The sequence below is a fragment of the Photobacterium panuliri genome (assembly GCF_059920555.1).
This window is the reverse complement of the sequence record NZ_CP197192.1, coordinates 606857-631618: the sequence shown is the minus strand read 5'-3', so window position 1 is coordinate 631618 and position 24762 is coordinate 606857. Positions and strand designations below refer to the sequence as shown.

At 49.4% G+C, this 24762-nt stretch carries 23 protein-coding genes; 20 read left to right on the top strand and 3 right to left on the bottom strand.

The features are described 5' to 3' along the window. Positions 1 to 5: 5 nt before the first annotated feature. The 20 genes from ACSF8X_RS03145 to ACSF8X_RS03050 all read left to right on the top strand — a co-directional run bounded on the left by ACSF8X_RS03145 (position 6) and on the right by ACSF8X_RS03050 (position 20468). Positions 6 to 635 (top strand): 3'-5' exonuclease, encoded by a 630-nt coding sequence (locus tag ACSF8X_RS03145; protein ID WP_500850682.1) that lies wholly within the window; start codon positions 6 to 8, stop codon positions 633 to 635. A gap of 266 nt (positions 636 to 901) precedes the next feature. Continuing rightward, a complete protein-coding gene (gene acs / locus ACSF8X_RS03140) occupies positions 902 to 2851 on the top strand; it encodes an acetate--CoA ligase (RefSeq protein ID WP_500850681.1) in 1950 nt (649 codons plus the stop codon). A gap of 345 nt (positions 2852 to 3196) precedes the next feature. Next, positions 3197 to 3652: a type II 3-dehydroquinate dehydratase gene (gene aroQ / locus ACSF8X_RS03135; protein WP_047878424.1), complete on the top strand. Its 456-nt coding sequence runs from the start codon at positions 3197 to 3199 to the stop codon at positions 3650 to 3652. Between the two features lie 18 nt (positions 3653 to 3670). Further along, a complete protein-coding gene (gene accB, locus ACSF8X_RS03130) occupies positions 3671 to 4132 on the top strand; it encodes an acetyl-CoA carboxylase biotin carboxyl carrier protein (protein ID WP_047878425.1) in 462 nt (153 codons plus the stop codon). A gap of 16 nt (positions 4133 to 4148) precedes the next feature. Beyond that, on the top strand, positions 4149 to 5492 hold the full coding sequence (gene accC, locus ACSF8X_RS03125; RefSeq protein ID WP_047878426.1) for an acetyl-CoA carboxylase biotin carboxylase subunit: 1344 nt from the start codon (positions 4149 to 4151) through the stop codon (positions 5490 to 5492). A gap of 214 nt (positions 5493 to 5706) precedes the next feature. After that, on the top strand, positions 5707 to 5988 hold the full coding sequence (locus ACSF8X_RS03120; protein ID WP_047878427.1) for a YhdT family protein: 282 nt from the start codon (positions 5707 to 5709) through the stop codon (positions 5986 to 5988). Continuing rightward, positions 5981 to 7438 carry a sodium/pantothenate symporter gene (gene panF / locus ACSF8X_RS03115; RefSeq protein WP_047878428.1) on the top strand — a complete coding sequence of 486 codons (1458 nt, stop codon included), beginning with the start codon at positions 5981 to 5983 and terminating at the stop codon, positions 7436 to 7438. The genes ACSF8X_RS03120 and panF overlap by 8 nt, the downstream gene beginning before the upstream one ends. Positions 7439 to 7537: 99 nt before the next feature. Beyond that, the gene (prmA, locus tag ACSF8X_RS03110; protein ID WP_500850680.1) at positions 7538 to 8422 is read left to right on the top strand and encodes a 50S ribosomal protein L11 methyltransferase; all 885 of its coding nucleotides are present in this window, start codon (positions 7538 to 7540) and stop codon (positions 8420 to 8422) included. A 148-nt stretch (positions 8423 to 8570) separates the two neighbouring features. Continuing rightward, positions 8571 to 9536, top strand: coding sequence for a tRNA dihydrouridine synthase DusB (gene dusB / locus ACSF8X_RS03105; protein ID WP_500851135.1), 966 nt, complete (start codon positions 8571 to 8573; stop codon positions 9534 to 9536). A gap of 22 nt (positions 9537 to 9558) precedes the next feature. Next, positions 9559 to 9855, top strand: a complete 297-nt coding sequence (gene fis, locus ACSF8X_RS03100) for a DNA-binding transcriptional regulator Fis (protein ID WP_005372656.1) — start codon at positions 9559 to 9561, stop codon at positions 9853 to 9855. Between the two features lie 98 nt (positions 9856 to 9953). Next, positions 9954 to 10601 carry a hypothetical protein gene (locus ACSF8X_RS03095; RefSeq protein ID WP_500850679.1) on the top strand — a complete coding sequence of 216 codons (648 nt, stop codon included), beginning with the start codon at positions 9954 to 9956 and terminating at the stop codon, positions 10599 to 10601. Positions 10602 to 10726: 125 nt separating this feature from the next. Continuing rightward, complete coding sequence (locus tag ACSF8X_RS03090) at positions 10727 to 10912, top strand: helix-turn-helix transcriptional regulator (protein WP_500850678.1); 186 nt, start codon at positions 10727 to 10729, stop codon at positions 10910 to 10912. Positions 10913 to 10914: 2 nt separating this feature from the next. Further along, positions 10915 to 11139, top strand: coding sequence for a helix-turn-helix transcriptional regulator (locus tag ACSF8X_RS03085; protein ID WP_500850677.1), 225 nt, complete (start codon positions 10915 to 10917; stop codon positions 11137 to 11139). A gap of 171 nt (positions 11140 to 11310) precedes the next feature. Beyond that, complete coding sequence (locus tag ACSF8X_RS03080) at positions 11311 to 11931, top strand: YagK/YfjJ domain-containing protein (protein WP_500850676.1); 621 nt, start codon at positions 11311 to 11313, stop codon at positions 11929 to 11931. A gap of 293 nt (positions 11932 to 12224) precedes the next feature. Next, positions 12225 to 14621 carry a type I restriction-modification system subunit M gene (locus tag ACSF8X_RS03075; RefSeq protein ID WP_500850675.1) on the top strand — a complete coding sequence of 799 codons (2397 nt, stop codon included), beginning with the start codon at positions 12225 to 12227 and terminating at the stop codon, positions 14619 to 14621. Beyond that, entirely contained in the window at positions 14621 to 16009 is a 1389-nt protein-coding gene (locus tag ACSF8X_RS03070) for a restriction endonuclease subunit S (protein ID WP_500850674.1), read from the top strand. The genes ACSF8X_RS03075 and ACSF8X_RS03070 overlap by 1 nt, the downstream gene beginning before the upstream one ends. Continuing rightward, on the top strand, positions 16006 to 19251 hold the full coding sequence (locus ACSF8X_RS03065; RefSeq protein ID WP_500850673.1) for a type I restriction endonuclease subunit R: 3246 nt from the start codon (positions 16006 to 16008) through the stop codon (positions 19249 to 19251). Before ACSF8X_RS03070 ends, ACSF8X_RS03065 begins: the two co-directional genes overlap by 4 nt. A 188-nt stretch (positions 19252 to 19439) precedes the next feature. After that, positions 19440 to 19580 carry an alpha-amylase gene (locus ACSF8X_RS03060; RefSeq protein WP_500850672.1) on the top strand — a complete coding sequence of 47 codons (141 nt, stop codon included), beginning with the start codon at positions 19440 to 19442 and terminating at the stop codon, positions 19578 to 19580. A gap of 10 nt (positions 19581 to 19590) precedes the next feature. Then, on the top strand, positions 19591 to 19725 hold the full coding sequence (locus ACSF8X_RS03055; RefSeq protein WP_500850671.1) for a hypothetical protein: 135 nt from the start codon (positions 19591 to 19593) through the stop codon (positions 19723 to 19725). Positions 19726 to 19784: 59 nt separating this feature from the next. Further along, complete coding sequence (locus tag ACSF8X_RS03050) at positions 19785 to 20468, top strand: hypothetical protein (RefSeq protein WP_500850670.1); 684 nt, start codon at positions 19785 to 19787, stop codon at positions 20466 to 20468. Between the two features lie 289 nt (positions 20469 to 20757). Here ACSF8X_RS03050 and ACSF8X_RS03045 read toward each other — a convergent pair whose 3' ends face one another. The 3 genes from ACSF8X_RS03045 to ACSF8X_RS03035 form a co-directional block, all read right to left on the bottom strand. After that, positions 20758 to 21984: a tyrosine-type recombinase/integrase gene (locus ACSF8X_RS03045; RefSeq protein ID WP_500850669.1), complete on the bottom strand. Its 1227-nt coding sequence runs from the start codon at positions 21982 to 21984 to the stop codon at positions 20758 to 20760. 281 nt (positions 21985 to 22265) lie between these two features. Then, a complete protein-coding gene (locus ACSF8X_RS03040; protein ID WP_500850668.1) occupies positions 22266 to 23372 on the bottom strand; it encodes an AAA family ATPase in 1107 nt (368 codons plus the stop codon). A gap of 114 nt (positions 23373 to 23486) precedes the next feature. Continuing rightward, on the bottom strand, positions 23487 to 24713 hold the full coding sequence (locus ACSF8X_RS03035; protein ID WP_500850667.1) for a vWA domain-containing protein: 1227 nt from the start codon (positions 24711 to 24713) through the stop codon (positions 23487 to 23489). Between the last annotated feature and the right edge of the window lie 49 nt (positions 24714 to 24762).

Below are 24762 nucleotides of genomic sequence, written 5' to 3'. Positions count from 1 at the left end.
TTCCTATGAACGTTCTGCACCGTTACTGGCTGTACCACAAACTGGCAGGCTCCCCCTTCCGTCCCTTGTTCAGACGCTACCAAGGCGACGAACTGGTTTCGCTCGACTGCGAAACGACCAGCCTCGATCCGCAACGTGCCGAACTGGTCACCATTGCCGCCACCCGAATCAAAGCCAACCGGATCCTGACCAGCCAATCACTACAAATTACCCTGAAGGCCCCTGTCAGTCTCGATGCAGAGTCCGTGACCATCCATCAGCTGCGGCATCAGGATCTTCGCCACGGTGTCAGCGAAAAAGTCGCGCTATCCCAACTGCTGGACTTTATCGGCAACCGGCCATTGGTGGGCTACCATATCCGCTATGACAAAACGATCCTCGATCGTTACTTCCGCCGCTATTTCGGCTTCCCGCTGCCCAATACCCAGATCGAGGTCAGCCACCTCTACCACCAACAGCTCGAGCGCCAACTGCCCAATGCTTGCTTCGACCTAAGCCTAGACGCCATCAGCCGCCATCTTGGCCTGCCGGTTCTGGTTCGGCACGACGCCCTCCAAGACGCTATTGCCGCAGCAATGATCTACATCAGGCTAAAACACGGCGATCTCCCATCCCCTTCGCGGCCTGCGGCCTAATCCGCACCGCCTTAGCGGTCGGGCAATCAATAAATGAAGCATGTTCGAAGGCTAGTTTTTCCCTGCAATCGCACTGCAACGGCGGTGATTGACGCACATTTTTTACCATCTCATCCTAAAGTCTAATTGAGGCTTGCGCCGTTCTGTCGGAAGTTAAAGAGAACACGGGGCAACCCTGAAACGAGACACCCGCACTAGCGTGCCCTACATAACACAGAGAAGAATCCGGCCCAGAAGGGGCACCAACGGAGCACAAGGAGAATAGGATGAGTGAAGTTCATGTGTATCCAGTCAATCAGGATATCGCAGCCAGCGCCCACATCACCGACGAACAGTACCGCGAAATGTACCAGCAATCCGTCATCAACCCAGAGGGGTTCTGGCGCGAGCACGGCCAGATTGTTGACTGGATCAAACCTTACTCCAAGGTGAAGAGCACCTCGTTCGATACCGGCCACGTCAGTATCAAGTGGTTCGAAGACGGCTCCCTCAATGTCTCGGCCAACTGCCTCGACCGCCACCTCGCCACCCGCGGCGACCAGCCAGCCATCATCTGGGAAGGCGACGACCCGGCCGATGATGCGACCCTGACCTACAGCGAACTGCATGAGCAGGTCTGCAAATTCGCCAACGCCCTAAAGAGCCAAGGCGTGCGCAAGGGCGATGTCGTCTGCCTGTACATGCCGATGGTCGCCGAGGCCGCCGTGGCAATGCTTGCCTGTACCCGGATTGGAGCCGTCCATACCATTGTCTTCGGTGGCTTCTCGCCTGAAGCCTTGGCCGGCCGGATCACCGATTCCAATGCCAAGGTCGTGGTCACGGCTGATGAGGGTGTTCGTGGCGGGCGCAGTGTCCCGCTCAAGAAAAATGTCGATGATGCGCTGGCCAACAAGGCCGTGACCAGTGTTGAGAAAGTTATCGTATTCAAGCGTACCGGCGGGGCTATCGAGTGGCACAGCGAGCGCGATGTCTGGTGGCACGACGCCACGGCGGTGGCCTCGACCCACTGCGAGCCCGAGGCGATGAACGCCGAGGATCCGCTATTTATCCTCTATACCTCCGGCTCAACCGGCAAACCCAAGGGTGTTTTGCACACCACTGGGGGCTATCTGGTCTACGCCACCATGACCTTCAAACACGTCTTCGACTACCAAGAGGGCGAGATCTACTGGTGTACCGCTGATGTCGGCTGGATCACCGGACACAGCTATCTGGTCTACGGCCCACTGGCCAACGGGGCCACCACCCTGCTGTTCGAAGGCGTCCCCAACTACCCGTCCACCAGCCGCATGTGCGAAGTAGTCGACAAGCATCAGGTCAATATCCTCTACACCGCACCGACCGCTATCCGCGCCCTGATGGCCAAGGGCGAGGAAGCCATTACCGGCACCAACCGCGCTTCGCTGCGGATCATGGGCTCGGTGGGCGAGCCTATCAACCCGGAGGCATGGGAATGGTACCACCGCACCATCGGCGACAGCCGCTGCCCGATTGTCGATACTTGGTGGCAGACCGAGACCGGCGGGATCCTGATCACCCCGCTGCCGGGGGCCACGGCACTCAAACCCGGTTCGGCTACCCGTCCGTTCTTCGGCGTCCAGCCTGCACTGGTCGACAACATGGGCAACATCCTCGACAGTGCTACCGAGGGCAACTTGGTAATGATTGATTCATGGCCCGGCCAGATGCGGACCCTATGGGGCGATCACGAGCGCTTCGAGCAAACCTACTTCTCGACCTTTCAGGGGATGTATTTCACGGGTGACGGGGCCCGTCGTGACGAGGACGGCTACTACTGGATCACCGGCCGGGTCGACGATGTCCTGAACATTTCCGGCCACCGGATGGGGACCGCCGAAATCGAGTCGGCGCTGGTTGCCTTCGACAAAATCGCCGAGGCCGCGATTGTCGGGGTTCCGCATGACATCAAGGGGCAGGCTATCTACGCCTACATCACCCTCAACGACGGCGAAGTGCCAAGCGCCGAACTGCACAAAGAAGTCAAAGAGTGGGTCCGCAAGGAAATTGGGCCGATTGCCACCCCAGACTTCCTCCACTGGACCGATGCCCTGCCGAAAACCCGTTCGGGCAAAATCATGCGCCGGATCCTGCGCAAGATTGCCACCGGAGACACCGCCTCGCTTGGGGATACCTCAACGCTGGCCGATCCGAGCGTGGTCGATAAACTCATCGCCGAGAAGCAAAAAGTCCTATAACTCTCAGCAAAAAAGCCGCTTACAAGCGGCTTTTTTGATCCACCGCCAACTCTGATAACCTCATCCCCGACAAGAGGTTGCCCCCACCACATAACTCACGCATAGTGCTAAATTCGGCCTATAGTCAACCATAGGCCACCGCTTTATAAAAATTAAGTCAGCGTACAGCTGTTCACTCTAAACTGTGGTGATTAGACCAGTATTTTGCTGCGATTTGCTGTGAATTCTCTATAATTGCACTTCACGCACGCTTTGGCTGATAAAATTGGAACACAAGGAAGGTAATTTACACGTTCGTGCACAATTACCGAGTTAACCCTCAAGAACAGGTGAATTAACGTCAAGATGTCGACCAATCAACGAATTTTATTAATCAATGGTCCAAACCTAAATCTTCTCGGTTTGCGCGAGCCCGGCCACTACGGCCAGCAGTCGCTTGCCGAGATCGTGGACCATCTGACAGCCAAGGCAACCGAACTCGGTGTGACGCTAGAGCACATCCAGTCCAACGCAGAACACGTACTGATTGACGCAATCCATAATGCCTACGGCAAGGTTGATTTCATCCTTATCAACCCCGCGGCATTTACCCATACCAGCGTTGCAATCAGGGATGCGTTGCTGGGGGTTAGCATTCCGTTTATTGAAGTGCACCTGTCCAACGTCCATGCCCGTGAGCCCTTCCGCCATCACTCCTACCTGTCAGACAAGGCAGTGGGGGTTATTTGTGGCCTTGGGCCCGATGGTTATGATTTTGCTCTGCAAGCAGCCGTCAACCGCCTGCGTGCAGCCGCCAACTGAACATAAAGAGAAAGATAAATGGATATTCGTAAGATCAAAAAACTGATTGAGCTAGTAGAAGAGTCTGGTATTGCTGAGCTGGAAATCTCCGAAGGTGAAGAGTCCGTACGCATCAGCCGCGCAACCGCAGCCGTACAGGTTGCAGCACCGGTACAAACTGTCGCAGCCCCTGCGCCAGTAGCCGCACCAGCACCTGTTGCCGCAGCGCCAGCCGCAGAAACCGCACCCGTTGCTGCCGCGCCAGCAGGTCATCAGGTACTGTCGCCAATGGTCGGCTCCTTCTACCGTGCGCCAAGCCCAGAAGCGAAGCCATTTATCGAAGTCGGCCAGTCGGTGAACGTAGGTGATACCCTATGCATCGTTGAAGCCATGAAAATGATGAACCAGATCGAATCGGACAAAGCCGGTACTGTTGTTGCCATCCTGGCTGAAGACGGTGACGCGGTAGAATTCGACCAGCCGCTTGTTATTATCGAATAACCGATCGGGGTTCATTATGTTAGATAAAGTCGTCATCGCCAACCGAGGCGAAATTGCCCTACGTATCTTGCGTGCCTGTAAAGAGCTAGGCATCAAGACGGTCGCGGTGCACTCTACAGCCGACCGCGATCTGAAGCACGTACTGCTGGCTGACGAGTCGATCTGTATCGGCCCGGCCAAGAGCTCCGAGAGCTACCTGAACATTCCTCGCATCATCAGTGCGGCAGAAATCACCGGGGCCGTTGCCATCCACCCGGGTTACGGCTTCCTGTCTGAAAACGCCGATTTTGCCGAGCAGGTTGAGCGCTCAGGTTTCATCTTCGTTGGCCCGAAAGCCGACACGATCCGCATGATGGGTGACAAGGTATCAGCCATCTCTGCTATGAAAAAAGCCGGCGTACCATGCGTTCCTGGTTCTGACGGCCCGCTGGGCGACGACGAAGCCAAGAACAAGGCCATTGCCAAGCGTATCGGCTACCCGGTGATCATCAAGGCATCGGGCGGCGGCGGCGGTCGCGGCATGCGCGTCGTACGCAGCGAGGGCGAGCTGATCAATGCCATCGCCATGACCCGTGCCGAAGCCAAGGCGGCTTTCAGCAACGATATGGTCTACATGGAGAAGTTCCTCGAGAACCCTCGCCATATCGAAGTCCAGGTGATTGCCGACGGCCAGGGCGGTGCGATCCACCTTGGCGAGCGCGACTGTTCGATGCAGCGTCGCCACCAGAAAGTGGTCGAGGAAGCACCGGCACCGGGCATCACCGAGGAGATGCGCAAGTACATCGGTGAGCGCTGTACCCGTGCATGTATCGAAATCGGCTACCGCGGTGCGGGTACGTTCGAATTCCTGTACGAAAACGGCGAGTTCTACTTCATCGAGATGAACACCCGTATTCAGGTTGAGCACCCAGTGACCGAGATGGTGACTGGCGTTGACCTGATCAAAGAGCAGCTTCGCATTGCAGCCGGCCAGCCGCTGTCATTCACCCAAGATGACATCAAGATCAAGGGCCATGCCATTGAGTGCCGTATCAATGCCGAAGACCCGGTTCGCTTCCTGCCTTCACCGGGCAAGGTCGAGCGCTTCCATGCCCCTGGCGGCATGGGCGTACGCTGGGAGTCGCATATTTACTCGGGCTATACCGTGCCACCTCATTACGACTCGATGATCGGCAAGCTGATCACCTACGGCGAGAACCGTGACGTGGCGATTGCCCGCATGAAGAACGCCCTGAGCGAAATGATCATCGACGGGATCAAAACCAACGTCCCGCTCCAGCAGGAGATCATGGCCGACGAGAACTTCCAGCACGGTGGTGCCAATATCCACTATTTGGAAAAGAAACTCGGCATGCATTGATTGCCATTACAAAAGGCTGCCACGGCAGCCTTTTTTCTTGCCGCCTCCATGCTGGGCCCTACCCCTACGGCGCCATCGCAGCTAAATTCACTGCCATTTCCTAGCGATTCACGCCAAGTTTTGCCACAATACCCCACCTTTTTTGTATGAAGATTAAGCACAATGGGGCACTAGGTGCTCATTTCAACAAGCTTAACAACGGAATCTTTTTGCCATGAAAACGCTTGCTGCGCGCTATCGCCAAGCCCATCGGGAAGCCAAATGGGCGATTGGGCTGGCCTTGGCCTATTTTGCCTGGTGGTATATTTCCGCCTATGCCTTTGCTCCTGCCGGGGCTGACAATGCCATGCCATCACTCTACTGGGGCTTCCCCCTGTGGTTCCTCCTCGCCTGCATCGTCGGCCCGGTCGTATTCACCGTGCTATGCGGCCTGATGGTCAAGTACCTCTACCGCGACATGCCGCTTGATATCGAGCAGGAGAGCCATAATGAATAGTCAGCTGCTGATCCCTCTTGTCCTATACCTTTTGGCAGTATTTGCCGTGGCGCTCTACTCACGACGCGGCCGCAGCAATAGCAACGGCTTCCTCAACGAATACCTTGTCGGCAACCGCAGTATGGGGGGCTTCGTCCTCGCCATGACCTTGGCTGCCACCTATGCCAGTGCCAGCTCCTTCATCGGCGGCCCGGGGGCCGCCTACAAGATGGGGCTGGGCTGGGTATTGCTAGCGATGATCCAGTTGCCCGCCGCGTGGCTGACCCTCGGGGTGCTCGGCAAGAAATTTGCCATCGAGGCCCGCCGCCACAATGCACTGACCCTTAACGACATCCTCTATGCCCGCTACCGCAACCGCGGGGTGGTGATCTTCGCCTCGCTGGCCCTGCTGCTGGCATTCTTCGGCACCATGGTGGTCCAGTTCGTCGGCGGTGCCCGCCTGCTGCAAACCGTCACCGGCCTCTCCTACCAGCACGGCCTGATGCTGTTCGCGGTGACCGTCGGCCTCTACACCACTATCGGCGGCTTCCGCGCCGTGGTGATGACCGATACCATCCAAGGGATCATGATGATCATCGGCACCATTGCCCTGCTGGTCGGGATCGTCCACGCCGGCGGCAGCATCGGCGAGATGATGGGTGAGCTACACCGGATCGATCCGGCGCTGCTGAGCCCGTTCGGCCCCGACAACTTCCTCAGCCAGCCGTTCATGCTCAGCTTCTGGGTGTTGGTCTGTTTTGGCGTCATCGGCCTGCCCCATGCCGCAGTTCGCTGCATGTCTTACAAATCGAGCGGCTCGCTGCACAAGGGAATGGTGATCAGCACCGCGATGGTGGCCTTCCTGATGCTAGGGATGCACCTTGCCGGCGCGCTGGGCCGAGCTATCGTGCCTGATATCGCCAGCCCGGACCAGATCATGCCGACCCTGATGATGACGGTACTGCCGCCGGTTGTCGCGGGGATCTTCCTGGCCGGCCCGATGGCCGCCATCATGTCGACCATCGACTCGCAGCTGATCCAAGCCTCGGCGACCCTGCTCAAGGATCTCTACCTCAATTACATCAACCCCCAGGCCGCAGAGGGCGAGGAGGCCGAGCGCCGCCTGCCGAAACTGTCACTGTGGGTAACCGGCATTTTCTCGCTGCTGGTCTTCGTTGCCGCGACCAACCCGCCGGATATGATCATCTGGCTCAACTTGCTGGCCTTCGGCGGCATGCAGGCGGTATTCCTATGGCCGCTGGTGCTTGGCCTGTACTGGAAAAAAGCCTCGGCCACAGGGGCGTTTGCCTCCATGGCGGTGGGCCTGTCCTGCTACATCGGCCTCTCTGTTGCCAAGCCGGATTTGGGCGGCGTCCACGCCATTGTCCCGACCCTGCTGCTGAGCCTTGCCGCCTTCGTTGGCGGCAGCCTCGCCCGGCCGGTCAGGGTCTCGACCCCGCAACAAGCCTAACTGTCAGATAGCACCCTCGGGTGCTATCTTTTTACCACTGCCTAAATTTCATGCTAGACTCCGCATCCTTGAACCGTAGCTAACATAAGCGAATAGACCATGCCTTGGATTCAAATCAAACTGAACGCAACGGCTGAAAATGCTGAAGCCATCGGCGATATGCTGATGGAAGAGACCGGTGCCGTATCGGCCACTTTCCTGGATGCTCAGGACACACCGGTATTCGAACCACTGCCGGGTGAGACCCGCCTGTGGGGGGATACCGATGTGGTCGGCCTGTACGATGCAGAAACCGATATGAATATCGTCCTTGATATGCTGAAGAACAGCCCACTGATCGCCGACGATTTTGCCTACAAAATCGAGCAGATCGAAGACAAGGACTGGGAACGCGAGTGGATGGACAACTTCCACCCAATGCGTTTCGGCCGCCGCCTGTGGATCTGCCCTAGCTGGCGCGAGGCGCCAGAACCAGACGCGGTTAACGTCATGCTTGACCCAGGTCTTGCATTCGGTACCGGTACCCACCCAACCACTTCACTATGCCTAGAGTGGCTTGACGGCCAAGATCTGACTGGCAAGACAGTGATCGACTTCGGCTGTGGCTCAGGCATTCTGGCTATCGCAGCCCTGAAATTAGGCGCGGCCAAGGTTATCGGTATCGACATCGACCCGCAGGCTATTCAGGCTTCGCGCGACAACGCCGAGCGCAATGGTGTTGCCGACAACCTTGAGCTTTACCTGCCAAAAGACCAGCCTGCCGATATCCAAGCCGATGTCGTGGTTGCCAACATTCTGGCCGGCCCGCTTCGCGAGCTGTCACCGGTGATCAAGAGCCTAGTCAAAGAAGACGGCCTACTGGCTATTTCCGGTGTTCTGGAAAGCCAGGCCGAGGACGTTGCCAGCTACTACGGCGACGAGCTGACGCTTGATCCAATCGCTGCACGCGAAGAATGGTGCCGTATTTCAGGCTACAAAGCTTAAGCACTTTTCCCTCTTGCATTAATGGCCAATTGATTGAAAAAAGTACAGTTTTGTAATGCAAAACCTAAATGCTCAATTATTGGCCTTTTCAGAAAGGGAAAAAATGCGTAAAATGCGCGCCCTTACTGGCATTGTCGGGAATAGACGTTTGAAGATCGGTCCATATCAACTAAAAAACCAGCTGATAGTTGCCCCAATGGCGGGCGTAACCGATCGGCCATTCCGCGAGTTATGCCTGCGCTACGGCGCGGGGATGGCTGTCAGCGAAATGATGTCGTCTAATCCGGACCTGTGGAAAACCGCCAAATCCCAGAACCGCATGGTGCACGAAGGTGAATCAGGGGTGCGCTCGGTGCAGATTGCCGGCAGCGATCCGATACTGATGGCCGAAGCGGCGCAGTTCAGTGTTGAGAACGGTGCCCAAATCATCGACATCAACATGGGCTGCCCGGCCAAGAAGGTCAACAAGCGCCTTGCTGGCTCGGCACTGTTACAGTACCCCGAGCTGATCGAAGATATTCTTCGCAGCGTTGTGGATGCTGTAGATGTCCCCGTGACACTGAAAACCCGTACCGGCTGGGATCTCGACAACCGAAACTGTGTCGATATTGCCAAACGTGCCGAACAATGCGGCATACAGGCACTGGCCCTTCATGGCCGGACCAAAGCCTGTATGTACAAAGGCGAGGCAGAATACGATTACATCAAGTCCGTGAAAGAGGCGATCTCGATTCCGGTAATTGCGAACGGTGATATCGATTCACCGGAAAAGGCACGCTTTGTACTGGATTACACCGGTGCCGATGGCTTGATGATTGGCCGCCCTGCGCAGGGGCGTCCGTGGATTTTCCAGGAAATCCACCACTACTTAACAACTGGCGAACACCTGCCGGCACCGTCTACCGACGAGGTCAGCAGTATCATGCTGGGTCATGTTCAGGATCTTCACCGTTTCTACGGCGATTTTCTTGGCTTGCGCATCGCCCGCAAACATGTGGGTTGGTACTTGAAAGAACAGGCCACAGCTGATTCGTTCCGCCGCTCCTTCAACGCAATCGAGAATGCCCAACAGCAACTCGACGCGCTGCAAGGCTACTTCGACAACGTTGCATAAATACGAGAAGAGCTTACAGAATATGTTCGAACAAAATCTGACTTCCGAAGCATTGACAGTAACAACTGTTACTTCACAGGACCAAATCACACAGAAGCCACTTCGTGACTCTGTTAAAGCGTCGCTGAAAAACTACCTGGCTCAACTAAACGGTCAGGAAGTCGATGATCTGTACGAGCTAGTACTTGCTGAAGTTGAGCAGCCTCTGCTTGACACTATCATGCAGTACACTCGCGGTAACCAGACTCGTGCTGCAACTATGATGGGTATCAACCGTGGTACTCTACGCAAGAAACTGAAAAAATACGGCATGAACTGATAAACAATCAGTAAATCCCTGTATTTTAAGGGGGTCTTCATTATTGAAGACCCCCTTTTTGTTTATATGTACCCCCACATGTACACTGAGGTGTTTGTATGTTCATTCAAATAACTCCCGAAGCCCTTATTACAGTTCCCAGCTATCAAGATCTTTTAGCTCGAGCACGTCATAACGCTCAGCCCACTACGCGCCCTAAAACAGTGTTCGAGTCGACGATAGAGAAAATAGTCATTGCTTTCATTGCTAGAAATACCCAAAAACGGCAAGAGCAGGAAATCACCGCTTTCACTCTCTGCTACTTAAAAAAACTAAAACAGCCAGAATCCGCACTCCATCAAGTGCTGGAAAGCCTCCGGCAAAGCAAAAGACTGCCAGACGTTTTTCCGTTGAGTAAAGATGACCAGCAAGCACTCCAAAAGCGAATACGTTGCATCATTGCGGGTACATGCATATCGAAAGACAAACAGCAGCAATGCGAGAAACTGGCTAGATGTGTAAAACATTTGTTTTCATTGAAACAATTTTCAACGCTATCAAAAAATGCCTTGTTCGCCTTTCTAAAGACCCACCAGTTCGACAAACTTCCCCTTGCCCGCTTAAGCCGAAATACTTTTGATAAGGTTATCTCGAACGTATTGCCCCACCACATTTTCACCAAAACACGGCAAAGCAAAGAAATCATGGCTGAGCATGAAAAAAAACTTCATTTATTCTTTGGTAAATATCACCAGTTCTATCAGTGACTTTTGCTCTTAAATCCCTCCCACCCCCTCTCTTTGTTACTTAAAAGCAAGGTAGCACTAGTGACAAGTTTATTTTATTTGTCAAAATTTCAATAACTTAAACAAACAAAGACAACTAAAGCAAAATGAAAACAGATGTTATAGATAGGTTGGTCAGAGAAGCAGAAAGACAGCAAATCACCTCAATATCACGTTCACAGGCCTACCAACTAGAAAAGAAAGGGTTGTTTCCTGCCCGTATCAAGATCGGCTCAAGAAGCTGCGCATGGCGACTCAGTGAACTATTGCGATGGATTAAAGAAAAGGGATAAGGATGAAAAAAGATAGCAACTTTGACTTTGCCCGAACCGTATCTCAATCAGCACTGCGGATCGTATCCAAAAAAGAGCTAGCAAAACTATTGGGCGTGAGTTTACGAACGGTGTATCGCATGATCAAGTCGCACCAGTTGCCCCCTCCATTGAAGAGCCCTAAGGGCTATACACAAGGATGGCTCTGTGAAGAAATCACCAATTGGAGCAAACAACAACGAAGATAAGTTGGCAGAAAAGGGCGAGAGCCCTTTTCTTTTTCCATATGATGTCTCGAATTGTCCACATTAGGCAAAGGTTCACCCTAAGTTCTTTGCTTTCAAAAATGGCTGATGTCCGTTGCCCTCTACCTTTGGAGTTCTGAATAGCAAGGGATCTTGCAGGTAAATAATATTGTTATGAATACTATCCACATCCCCATAAACAAAAAAAACATCGCTTATTACGTATTCAAACAAGCTGTACACCCCATCTTCTACTATCCGGAAGGTATCTATCAAGATGCCCTCAAACGGTCATTCGAACAAACCTATAGCATGCTCAGCCACTACTCAAAAATCAGTATTGTATTGCTTACTATCCATCACAAGGAACCATGTGCCAATAACCTATTGATATCCATGTTTCTCAAAAAGCTGATAGCCTCACTCAAGCAACACTATCAATGCCACAAAATCGCTTACTGCTGGGCAAGAGAGCAAACCCATGACTGCCCCCATTACCACCTGGCAATCATTCTGAATGGTCATAAATGCCAATCTAGTTATTACCTCTTTGAGCAAGCCAAAGTAATCTGGCAAAGCATCAGCCATGATGGGTTTATATTCCACAATAAGAGGGGGATCTTTCTCATCAAACGTAACGATAAGAGTGGATGGACTTTGCGCAATGCTTTAATGCGCCTAAGCTATGCAGCCAAGATTCGAACTAAAGAAACCATCCCTCGTAATGTACGCAAGTTTGGTTTTAGCCAAATCAAACCCAACCCCAAATTTGCCTCTATAACCCCAATAATGTGATCACTTATGTGATCGGCTTGAAACAAAATAAACTGGAAAATGGAAAGAAAAACTGTCGCCACTGCAACCAAAAGCCAATTGATACAGCAATTTACAACAACCCATAAACTGCGCAATCTTGCACATGGCAACTGCGCATTGCGCACTGAGGGGAAAATTGCGCAATTTTACATGATCACAATTTTGCGCAATACAACATAGCCACAGTTCGGAGAACTGGTGGATGTTTGCACATAACCCTTCTGCTACAATCCTCCCAATTTCCTTAATGTCTACTCTCGTAAGAAGCCTTCATGCCTAATTCTAATTTTACCCAAACCGCTGCCTTTATTTGGTCTGTCGCTGACCTACTTCGCGGTGATTTCAAGCAATCTCAATACGGTCGTGTGATTCTGCCATTTACCCTACTGCGCCGCCTTGAGTGCGTGCTGGAAGAAAGCAAAGATGCAGTGGTTGCTCAAGCCCCAACAATCAATGCAATGAGCATCACTGAAGACGCTAAAGAAAAAATGCTCAAGCGCCATACTATTTCAGCATCAGCACCTAAGGGCTTGTCGTTCTTCAATACCTCACCGATGAACCTAGGCAAAATGGGTCAAAGTGATATTAAAGATAACCTAGAAAACTACATTCAGTGTTTTTCTACCGATGCCCGTGAAATCTTTGAACACTTCAAGTTTGATGAATTTGTCGGTTTATTGGATGACGCAAACCTGCTATTCAAAGTAGTAAAGAAATTCGCAACAACAGACCTTAGCCCAAGTAAAGTATCAAACCACGAAATGGGCTTAGTGTTTGAGGAATTAATCCGTCGCTTTGCTGAAAGCTCAAATGAAACCGCAGGTGAGCACTTTACCCCTCGTGATATCGTTCGCTTAACCACATCACTGGTGTTCATGGAAGATGATGAAGCCCTTACACAAGATGGCATCATCCGTACTATCTACGATCCAACGGCAGGTACTGGCGGCTTCCTATCATCCGGCATGGAATACGTTCACGAATTGAACCCCAAAGCCGTCATGCGTGCTTTTGGTCAGGAGCTAAACCCTGAGTCTTACGCCATCTGTAAAGCCGACATGCTGATCAAAGGGCAAGACGTTAGCCGTATCAAGCTCGGTAACACCCTATCGAATGACCAACTGCCCGCCGACCAATTCGATTACATGCTGTCTAACCCGCCGTTTGGTGTGGATTGGAAGAAAATCGAAGGCGAAATCAAAGACGAACATACCCTAAAAGGTTTTGATGGTCGCTTTGGTGCAGGTTTACCCCGTGTATCTGATGGCTCATTACTGTTCTTGATGCACCTTATCAGTAAGATGCGTGACACTCATAACGTTGATGGCAGTGTAAATGATGGCGGTCGTATCGGCATTATCCTAAATGGCTCACCACTGTTTACAGGCGGTGCTGGTAGTGGTGAAAGCGAAATTCGTCGTTACATCCTTGAAGCGGATTTATTGGAAGGCATCATCGCCCTACCAACCGATATGTTCTACAACACAGGTATTGCAACCTATGTGTGGGTGCTGTCCAACAAGAAAACATCTGAGCGTAAAGGCAAAGTTCAACTGATTGATGGCTCTAACCTGTGTGGCAAGATGCGTAAATCGTTAGGCTCTAAGCGTAATCTAATGAGCGAAGACGACATCAAACTCATCACCCGTACTTTTGGTCACTTTGAAGTGGTTGATGCTCGTGAGTTAGATAAGCCAGCAGAACAAAAATCTAGCCGTGGTCGTACTTCTTCTGCAACAAAGAGTTCCACCAGCAAAACAGAAGCACCAAAGACATTCGCTAGTAAGATTTTCAATAGTACAGACTTTGGCTACCGCCGCTTAACCATTGAACGCCCATTACGTCTATCGGCACAAATCACCGATGCGGCGATTGAAAGCCTACGCTTTGCACCAAAGCCACTCAATGCGCCGATGGAGCGTTTATATAACGAGTTTGGCACAGCGTGGAACGAAGATAGCCATGGTTACGATAATTATGGCTACCTTGCTGAAGTCGAAACCGAAGTGCGTGCACTCATCAAAGCCGAATTTAGCGAGCTGAAAGAAAAACAAATCAAAGACCTGTTAGACAGCAAGTTGTGGTTATTCCAACGATCACTAATGGACAAAGCCCAACAACTACAAGCAGCAATCGCCAACAATGCTGGTGGTCGGAATGTGGTAAGCAACGATTTCAACCAATTTGACATCACCATGAAAGGCGCATTCAAAGCAACGGGTATTAAGTTTGATGCCAAAGAGAAGAAACAATTCTTTGATGCGGTAACGTTTAAGAATCCAGAAGCTGAGCCTGTGGTAAAGAAAGTGCTAAAAGAAACCGCACAGCCATTATACGGTTCATTTAACTACAACGGTAAGGTGGTTGAGTTCCAACAAGATGGTGACTTACGTGATAACGAAAACGTGCCGCTAGACGCCAACATTACCACCACAGAGCTAATTGAAAGCTACGTGAAGCGTGAAGTATTACCACACGTTAGCGATGCATGGATCAATGCCGATAAGCGTGATGAGAAAGATGGTGAAATTGGTATTGTAGGCTATGAAATCCCGTTTAATCGCCATTTCTATGTGTATCAGCCACCTCGTGCACTGGAAGCCATTGATGAAGATTTAGCATTAGTCAGTGATGAGATCATGAACTTACTGCAAGAGGTGCGTTCTTAATGAGCAAGTATCAAGCGTACCCAGAATATAAGGATTCTGGGGTTGAGTGGCTAAAAGAAATACCAAAAGACTGGTCTATAGTCCCTCTAAAATATCTAGCGGAACTGACACCTAAAAAATCAGAGCTAGAAGAATCCATCATGTCAGACAAGTGTACTTTTCTACCGATGGAGAAGCTTAAATTAAATTCAATCACTCTTGATGAAATACGCACAGTAAAAGATGTTTATGACGGCTATACCTACTTTAAAGATGGTGATGTTTTAATAGCCAAAGTAACCCCATGCTTCGAAAACAAAAACATGGCTATTGCTGCTGGCTTAACCAATGGTATAGGCTTTGGCTCATCAGAAATTTATGTATTAAGACCCAATGATTTAATAAATAATCGTTTTTTGTACTACCGCCTACAAGAAGATAATTTTATGGCTGTAGCTACTGGGGCAATGACAGGAGCTGGTGGATTAAAACGAGTACCATCAGAAACAGTTAATAATTTCACCATTGCTATACCAACGACTAATGATCAAACCCAAATCGCAGCCTTTCTCGATCACGAAACGGCAAAAATCGACACGCTTATCGAAAAGCAGCAGCAACTTATCGAACTGCTTAAAGAAAAACGCCAAGCGGTGATTAGCCATGCGGTCACAAAAGGGCTAAACCCTGACGCACCAATGAAAGATTCGGGTGTTGAGTGGTTGGGTGAAGTGCCTGAGCATTGGGATTTAACACCATTAAAGTATTTATGTAATTTTAAAGGTGGCGGAACACCAACCAAAGATAACCTTAATTATTGGAAAAATGGAACAATTCCGTGGGTATCACCCAAAGATATGAAATCTTTTTGGATAAATAAAACCCAAGATTATGTAACTGAATTAGCAGTAAAAGAATCCTCAACAAATATTATTTTTGAAGGTTCATTAATGATGGTTGTCCGCTCTGGGATCTTGCAGAGAACAATTCCTATCGCTATAAACACTGTTCCTGTAACCATGAACCAAGATATGAAAGCTCTATTATTCAATAACAAAATGTTAACTGAATATGCCGCATATTTTATTATTGGTAACATACCTCAACTTCTTCTTGAATGGTCAAAAGAAGGTGCAACAGTAGAAAGTATTGAGCATGAATACTTAGCAAATAGCTATTTTCCTGTGCCACCAAAAGAAGAACAAGAAAAAATCATTTGTACTATAAAGTCTCAATTAGAGTTATTTGACAATTTAGAGACGCAAGCACAACAAGCCATCAAACTAATGCAAGAACGCCGCACAGCTCTTATTTCAGCAGCCGTAACAGGTAAGATTGATGTTCGCAATTGGGTAGCACCAGCCACCAGCAGTGACACCAATGAGGTACAGCAGGAGGTGACAGCATGAGTAAAGACACCACGCAAGAACGTATCTTTCAAGACGAAATGATCGCTCAAATGGTCGCTAACGGTTGGAAAATCGGTAAACCTGACCGCTATGATCGTGAACGTGCTTTGTATTGCGAAGATGCACTTCACTTTGTGCAAACCACTCAACCCAAAGAATGGGAAAAGTTTGCCAAGGTGTACCCCAATGACACAGAGCGTCACTTCCTTGATGCGCTGGTGGCACAACTAAAAAAAGCCGACAGTAACGCTACCGATGCCGTTTCTCGCACTTACGGTACATTAGGCGTGCTTCGTCACGGTTTAAAGATTCGTAATGCCCGTTTCTCGCTGTGTCAGTTTAAGCCTGAGCACAACCTTAACCCTGAAACACTGGCACGCTATGAGCAGAACATCTGCCGTGTCGTGCCAGAGCTGGTTTATAGTCCTTACGCTACTGCCGAGCACTTAGCCTTAACAGGCAAGAAAGCCAAAGCATGGCGTATTGACTTGGTACTCTTTGTAAACGGCTTACCTGTATCAACCCTTGAACTGAAATCCGAGTTCAAACAAGCGGTACACAACGCCATTAAGCAATACAAACAAACACGTTTACCAAAAGATCCTGAAACCAAAAAGCCAGAGCCATTACTTATCTTCAAACGTGGTGCATTGGTACACTTTGCTGTAAGCCAATACGAAGTCTTCATGGCAACCAAGTTAGCTGGTGATGACACCTTCTTCCTACCATTTAACAAAGGCACAAAAGAAGGTGGTAAAGGTAACGATGTACCCGAAGATGAAAACCGTTATGCCACGGATTACCTGTGGAATGAAGTATTACTGCCTGAGAACCTACTTAAAATCTTAGGTAGCTTCATTCACCTGCAAATTGAAGAAAAAGAAGATTGGGAAGGACGCAAGTACAAGAAAGAAACCCTGATCTTCCCTCGTTACCATCAATGGGATGTGGTGCGTAAGCTTATCGGTGCTGCCGTTGCTGAAGGTACTGGCAATAAATACCTGATTCAGCATAGTGCAGGTTCGGGGAAATCAAACTCCATTGCATGGACAGCTCACCAGCTCTCAACCCTTTATGATGAGCAAGGTGAAAAGCAGTTCCATTCAGTGATTGTAGTAACAGACCGCACCGTACTGGACGATCAGCTTCAAGATACCATTTATCAGTTTGAACACGCTGATGGCGTGGTTGGGCGTATCAACAACAAAGAAGGTGATGGATCTAAATCTGAAAAGCTGGCGGCTGCGCTTGAGAACTCACAACCTATTATCATTGTGACGATTCAAACCTTCCCGTATGTACTACGTGCGATTGAAAACAGCGTTAGCTTAAAACAACGCAAATATGCGGTGATTGCCGATGAAGCCCACTCATCACAAAGCGGCTCTACCGCTCGCAAGCTTAAAGAAGTATTGATGACCGAAGAAGCCGATGATGATGTGATGTTATCGTCAGAAGATATTCTTGATGCAACTATGGCGGCACGTAAGAACAGTAATAATCTTAATTACTATGCGTTCACTGCAACACCTAAAGCGAAAACCTTAGAGTTGTTTGGTCGCTTGCCAAATCCTGATGAGCCAGCGTCTAAAACCAACAAGCCACAAGCTTACCATGTGTATTCTATGCGTCAGGCAATCGAAGAAGGCTTTATCTTAGACGTACTCAAGAACTACACCAGCTATCAAGTGGCATACAAGCTGGTTCAGAAGATGGAAGCCGCTGATAAAGAGGTAGACAGCAAGAAAGCCAAAACCAAGCTTAATCAGTGGGTACGCTTGCACGATTACAACATTTCACAGAAAGTTAAAGTGATTGTTGAGCACTATAAAAACCATGTAATGCACTTATTAGGCGGTCAGGCAAAAGCCATGGTGGTGACTAGCTCTCGTAAAGAAGCGGTACGCTATAAGCTGGCGTTTGATAAATACATTACCGATCATGGTTATCAACGTATTGCGGCAATGGTGGCGTTCTCTGGTGAAGTAGAGTTTAACGAAAACGATCCAGACAGCGTTGCATTACTCAATCAGAAATTCACTGAGAACAACATGAACCCGAACTTAAAGGGTCGTGATATGCGTAAAGCGTTCGATAGTGATGATTACCAAGTGATGCTGGTAGCGAACAAGTTCCAAACAGGTTTTGACCAACCAAAACTTTGTGCCATGTACGTCGATAAACCGTTAGGTGGTGTGGAATGTGTTCAGACCTTATCTCGTTTGAACCGAACCTACGCAGGTAAAGCCGAATGCGGCACGTTCGTTTTAGATTTCTTTAATGAGCCTGACGACATCTTAAATGCGTTCCAGCCTTACTATCAAACCGCTGAGCTGGTGGATGTTACCAACCCTAACCTTGTGTTTGATTTGTTTGAGAAGCTACGCTCAAGCGGTATTTTCTTATGGAATGAGGTCGAGCAATTCTGTGTTGCCTTCCTGACCAAGAAAAAATCCAATGCGGCAGTCAGTAACATCTGTAAACCAGCCGTTGAACGTTGGCAGCATCGTTATAAATCAGCGATTGAAGCATACATTCAATCTAAAGAGATGTTCGAGCGCACCAAGAAGACCAAAGATACGGTACTGATTGCTAACGCTGAGAATGCTTTCAAAGAGTGTAAGCAGGAAAAAGACCGCCTAGAGATCTTCAAGAAAGACTTGGGTAGCTTTGTGCGCTTCTTTGAGTTCATGTCACAAATTGTTGACTACGAAGATAAAGAGCTTGAGAAACTGAGCCTGTTTGCCCGTTATCTACGTCCTCTATTGCATGAGCAAAACGTGCAAGAAGATGAGATTGATTTAAGCAACGTGGAAATGAGCCACTATCGCTTATCAAAGATCCGTGAACAGGACATCAAACTCAAAGAAGATGCCGAGGATTACAAGCTAGAGCCAACAACTGATGTGGGGACGGCAAAGCCTAAGGATAAGAAAGAAGACTTCTTATCTCGCATCCTAGAGCGTTTAAACGAGCTGTTCGTTACTGATAACCTCACCGATAAGGATATGATCAACTATGCCTTTACGGTGCGTGATAAGTTATCTGAAAACGAAGCAGTGATGACGCAGATAGCTAACAACACCCGTGAACAAGCCATGCTTGGTGACTTCCCTCAAGCAATTGATGATGCGGTAATGGATAGCAATGAAGCACAACAAGAAATGATGATGCAGTACCTATCAAACCCAGAACTGGCAAAAGGCTTCGCCCGTGTGGTGTTTGATATGTTGAAGGGGTAAGTATCCTTAATCATCCAACTAAGGCTATGAACATCTGTTTATAGCCTTTTTATTGCTCACATTTTGAACTCCTGATAATTCATCACTGATAATCACAAAACATCACCGATTTATCACCTCCTTATCACTGCACTTTTATTGTTTAAAACCATAAAGTTACCATCAACAACTCAACGAGGTAGCAAATCATGGCAAACAATAACCACAAAGCCAATCAAGGCAATAGCAACAAAGGGACTACTGGTACAAACCACGCACATCAAAAGGTGCAGGATAATAGAAGTAACCAACTGAATCCCAATAATCCACGCTTCCAAGGTAAAAAATAAGGAGTAAGCTATGCCTGATACATCAGATATGACACAAGATGAACTTGACCTCTGGTCTGACATTAACAACCCGAACAATGATGCAGACATGGACGATTGGGCAGATGCGCACAATCCCAATAACGACGATTATTTAGATGATTGAGTTACTGCTGGTGGATAACGAATCTTATCCACCAGCCATTTTCAATGGTGAGTAATACAATGACTGAAGATACAAAAGAGAAAAAATACCGTTACACCAAGCAACTAGTTAGACTAGCCATCGAAAATGGATACACAAATCAAGATATTGCTGTAAAGGCGGGATTGAGCCCAAAGTCTCTAGCAGCCGTATCACGCTGGCGCAATGGCAAAGCTCTAGCCACTGAACGCCAGTTACAGTACTTCATCAACGAGTTGGGACACCTACTCAAGCGTAAGATGGAACATCTGTTTTATTGTGAAACAGAGCAGGCATTTGAATTTACCTATCATAAAATAGAAGGTGAGATTCTATTAACGCATACCCTTTATTATCGAAGTAAAGATCGGAAGGGATTTAGAAAAACAGGGCTCTATAGATTCATCATTATCCGTAACGGTGAGAAATTTCACCTACTCAAACAGAAGAAGAACGGTCTAAATAACAATGGCTTAAATGTTAGTGATATCTGGTCAAAACAATCACTTAGCAACGAGCAAGCAAATTGGCATTTAACAGACACACACAAAAACTTGTCACCAAAGGAGCTGGTGGAACGTATAGACTCCATTGTAAATAAATACTGTCATTCAAAAGAGCACATCGACCTACTCGTATATGAAGATGCACTACCTCTAAAATTCATAGTAAGGCAGATATTACTTAAACATGGCTATAGCTCAGATGACATTGTTGATCTCTAAGCGAATACAAAGATAATAACCGAACCCAAACAGCCCAAGGAGAGCTTATCTCCTGCATGAAGTTGGATGCGCAACTTTACTATCAATGCTAAAGCAAACGCTGCACCACTAAGCATCCAAGATGAAGCTTGGTCGTGTTAACGCATTTCCGGTACTAAGTGATTAGCCACTGGCTAGGTGAAAACGGCGCGCCAAGTAACCGAAAAAATCCTTAGTAATATGGGATAGGGGTGGGTAAGCCAGACCATACGTATTTAATGACGTATCGTCTGGCTTTTTACTTTCAACGTTAGTTGCTTCGAACCTTCAACGGCACAACGTTATCCTGTGGATCAGCTAACAACTCAACATAATCCAACCACTTAGCCAATGCATTCTGTTTTTCTGGCAAATACTGACTGCGATTGTAAATTGCCATCACACCACCAAGACTGTGCCCTAGCAATTGCTCTACCACATGCGGAGCGATGCCAAGTTCATTCATACGAGTCGCAAGAGTTCGCCGTAAATCATGCAGTGTCCACGCTTCATCATGCCCAAGTCGTTTCCACAATGAACGGCCATTTTGGCTTACTGCCTCTGGCTTTTTTAGCTCACCTAACAGATAGTCACTACCTGCATTAACGGCTTTTAGCTCAGATAACCATGATTGAAGTTGTTCAGGAATAGGGCGAACAATTTTATCACCCGTTTTGCTATGGCTTTTCGGTACAGTCCATAAACCCGTATTTAAATCCCACTCTTTCCATGTCGATAACCGAACTTCTTGAGTTCGAGCACCAAAAACAATCAGCATCTTTATCATGTTCCGGTAATAAGGCAACAATGTGTTACCAGTGGTCAACCTCCACACATCTGCCAATTCACTACCGGACAGTACGCGATCCTTTTTCTTTTGCTTGCTACCGACATCTTTTACGATTAAATCATCTAATACACGGCTGGTGGCATAACGCCGTACTCGACAAAAACGAAGTGCCTGTTTGGCATTCTGCAGCACATAACCCGCAGCAACAGGAGCCGGGCGCTGCTTGCCTGCAATCCCTTTTCGTATCCGGTCGAAACATTCCAGCCAATGACGGGTTTCTGTCTGCTCTAAAGGAAGATGACCAATATAAGGATAAATGTGCCTTTCAAATTGGGCGCGATGCTTGCTCGCATTTGCCCGATTATCTTCCGCATACTCCACCAGCCAATACTCTAACGCTTCTTTGATTGTGACGGGCTTTAACGTTGCACTACGATCCAAATCTCGTTGCAGTTTTGGGTCAAGTCCTTCAGCCAACCAAGCCCGGCATTGCTTCGTTGCCTCTCTCGCTTTCTGAATTGAGAGCTCTGGGTAATCGCCAAAATCAATCCGCTTATTCTTTCCATCTACTTTATAGCGGAACTGCCACCGTATTGAGCCCAGCGGTGACACCCGTGCGCCCAAACCGTCACCATCAGAATAGACCACTGTTTTTCCTTGGGGTTTATCCAACAATGCTTTGAGCTGTTTATCGAATAGTTTTGCCATGATTCCCTCGACAGGGTACATATGACATTACGTGTACCCTTATATGTACCCCGAGTTAACCACAAAAATGAAAACAAACCAAGACAAACAAAAACAAGAAAACGCCACAAACCATTATAAATAAAGAGATTACAACATCAAACAGAGACAATGAGAAACAAGCAAAAACATCAACTTTGATAATACGGCATGAACTGATAAACAATCAGTAAATCCCTGTATTGAAATGGGCCGCATTGAAAAATGCGGCCCGTTTTCATATCCGGACCAACAAACCACGGCTAGGCAATGGATACACTCAGGAACTGCTGGGCCAACTCAACGTCAGCCAATACCGCCTTCAGTGCAGGATCGCCACTTTGCATTAAATCCTGCATCAGCCCCAAACGCAGGTCATGGGGCAGTAATTCCATTTTCAGAAAACGCTGGACATTGGTTAACCCCGTCCCCTTGAGGCTTTTAGGGTTCTGCTTTAGATAATGGCACAAACGCGTGCACAGCGTTGCAAGCACATCGATGCGCGGCGTGTCCTTGCCCACACTGCGAGCAATCGCCGGCAGTACCTGTTTATCAAAATCCTTGGCCGTGACAATGGTTTCAGCACTCACCAACGCACTGAGGTTTTGTCGAACAAACGTCACGAAAGCCGCCGAGGTGGCCTCATCCAGACAAGACTGTGCCAGCTGATGAACCAATGACAGTTCCGCTTTCAGATCGGCGATCCCCTCGATACTCTTGAAAAATTGCACCAACGAGCGCGGGGTCGTACGCGCGCCGCTCACCAGCTCAGGGTAAATCAGCACAAAGTCGATCCCCCGCGAGTCGATACCCGCTTGTTGCGCCCACCACGCCCACGCTTTCGGATCAAACTCGAGGGTAATATGCATCATCCGTGTCAGCATAGCGTCATCCATCGGCGTCACGCTGTAGTCGCCGCCATCTGGGTTGGCTGTCAGCACGATCCGCCATTGCGGCGGCAGCGCCCAGCTCACCAAGGCGTGGTTTTGCAGCAGCTGCATAATACCGCGCAAAATACGGTCATCGGCTCGGTTGACATCGTCGATCAACAAAATACCCGGCACGTCCTCGCGGGGAACCCACTCCGGTGGGGCGAACTGGGTGATACTCTTGCCATCAACCTCTTTGAGCTGCGGCAAGCCCAACAAATCCCCCATTTCTTCAAATTGGGCGGGGGCAATATCGCGAAAGGCCATGCCTTTTGCCTTGGCTATTTGCGCCACCAATTCGGTTTTGCCTATACCATGACGTCCCCAAATACACACAGGGGTACGGAGTTGGCTGCCTAACAAATGGTCCAGAAAATTCTGGACCGACGGTGCGTCGCAGCGCTGGCCATAAAATTGATAATGTAGAGCGGTCTTGCTCATGGGGGCTCCCAAGATTAAATCACCTGACGGCACGTTAGCATGCAGTGCAATATAACGATGCGTAACGGCCATTGCGGTTATCTGAAATAAAACAAACTCATCGTCCGAAGGGGATCAGGCGGTCATCGTCAGTACGCGACCGCTCGGTGCTAAATTCGCAGTAACCCTATCATGTGCAGGGTTATGCAAAAGCCACAGCAAGGGCATGCGCGGATGCTCAATAGGCGCAGCGGCTTCGCCATCGGTAAAGTAGATCAGCGCATCCACCCGTAGCTGGTTGGCGAGCTTGATAGGGGCATTAAAATCGGTTCCCCCACGGCCACTCACCTCTGAGATAGGCTCGCCGCGATAGTGGTACTGGCACTGAATGTCGACATCACACTCAACAATGATGATTTCGGCACCCGTTCGCCAAATCCAGTAAATCTCATCAAAAAACTGGCTGAGCTGCGTCGCCGATACGCTTCCAGATGTATCTACCGCCACCAAGATACGTTGCAGCGGCTGCACCTGGATACCGGGTACGGTGCCATAGCGCTTGGAAGGACGGCGCAGGGTATTTTTCAACTTTGTTTTGCGGGCATTATGCGCAAACAAGCGCAGCAATCGGCGCCAATTGATCTGGGCCTTCATCCGCGCCTCAATCTCGGCCAACTGTTCACGCAACTCCTGTGGCAAGTCACCGCAGCCTACCTCCCCCACGCGATGTGCCGCATTGAGCGCATGCTGCTGCCATTGGCTTTGCTGCAGCTTGAGTATGGCATCCCCCTGCTGGGATATAGCTTGCCAACTCTGGTGCCATAGCCACCCCGAACCGGGCGATGTAGGGCTGTGGCCTAATTCCGGCATCGACTGAACTAGCTGGGAACGTAATGGCAACAAGGCCTGATAATAGTCATCTACCCCTAAAAATGGGTCGAGCGGCGGCAGGCCCAGCGTGCTGAGCCACGCATTGATGCTCGCCAACGTGACCATCGGCGGGCAAATCTGTTCCTGTCGCAAATACTGGTTAACCACCAAGTCCGCCGCGCAGTCAAAGATCACCAGATCATAGTAATGCTGACGCCGCCACACATGGCCTAAAACCAAATGCAGCGCTTCATGTTTCAATGCCCCTTGCTGTTGCAGCTTCGTTAGCTGCATCCATTGTTCAGGCTGACAACGCAGTACCAACTCACCGTCCTCTTGCCATGTTAGGCAAAGGGCCTGATCGCCACATTCTGGTGCGGCAATGACTTTATTCATGACCGTCAGATAATGGCCGTAAAAAGGTTCGGCTAGCATCAAACGCACCATAGCAGTGCTGATACTTTGCGATGCTGGCAATAACGTTAAAGACATATGTCACCCAAGTGTGTCTGCAGGAACAGCATGTTGCTGCCGAGACGAT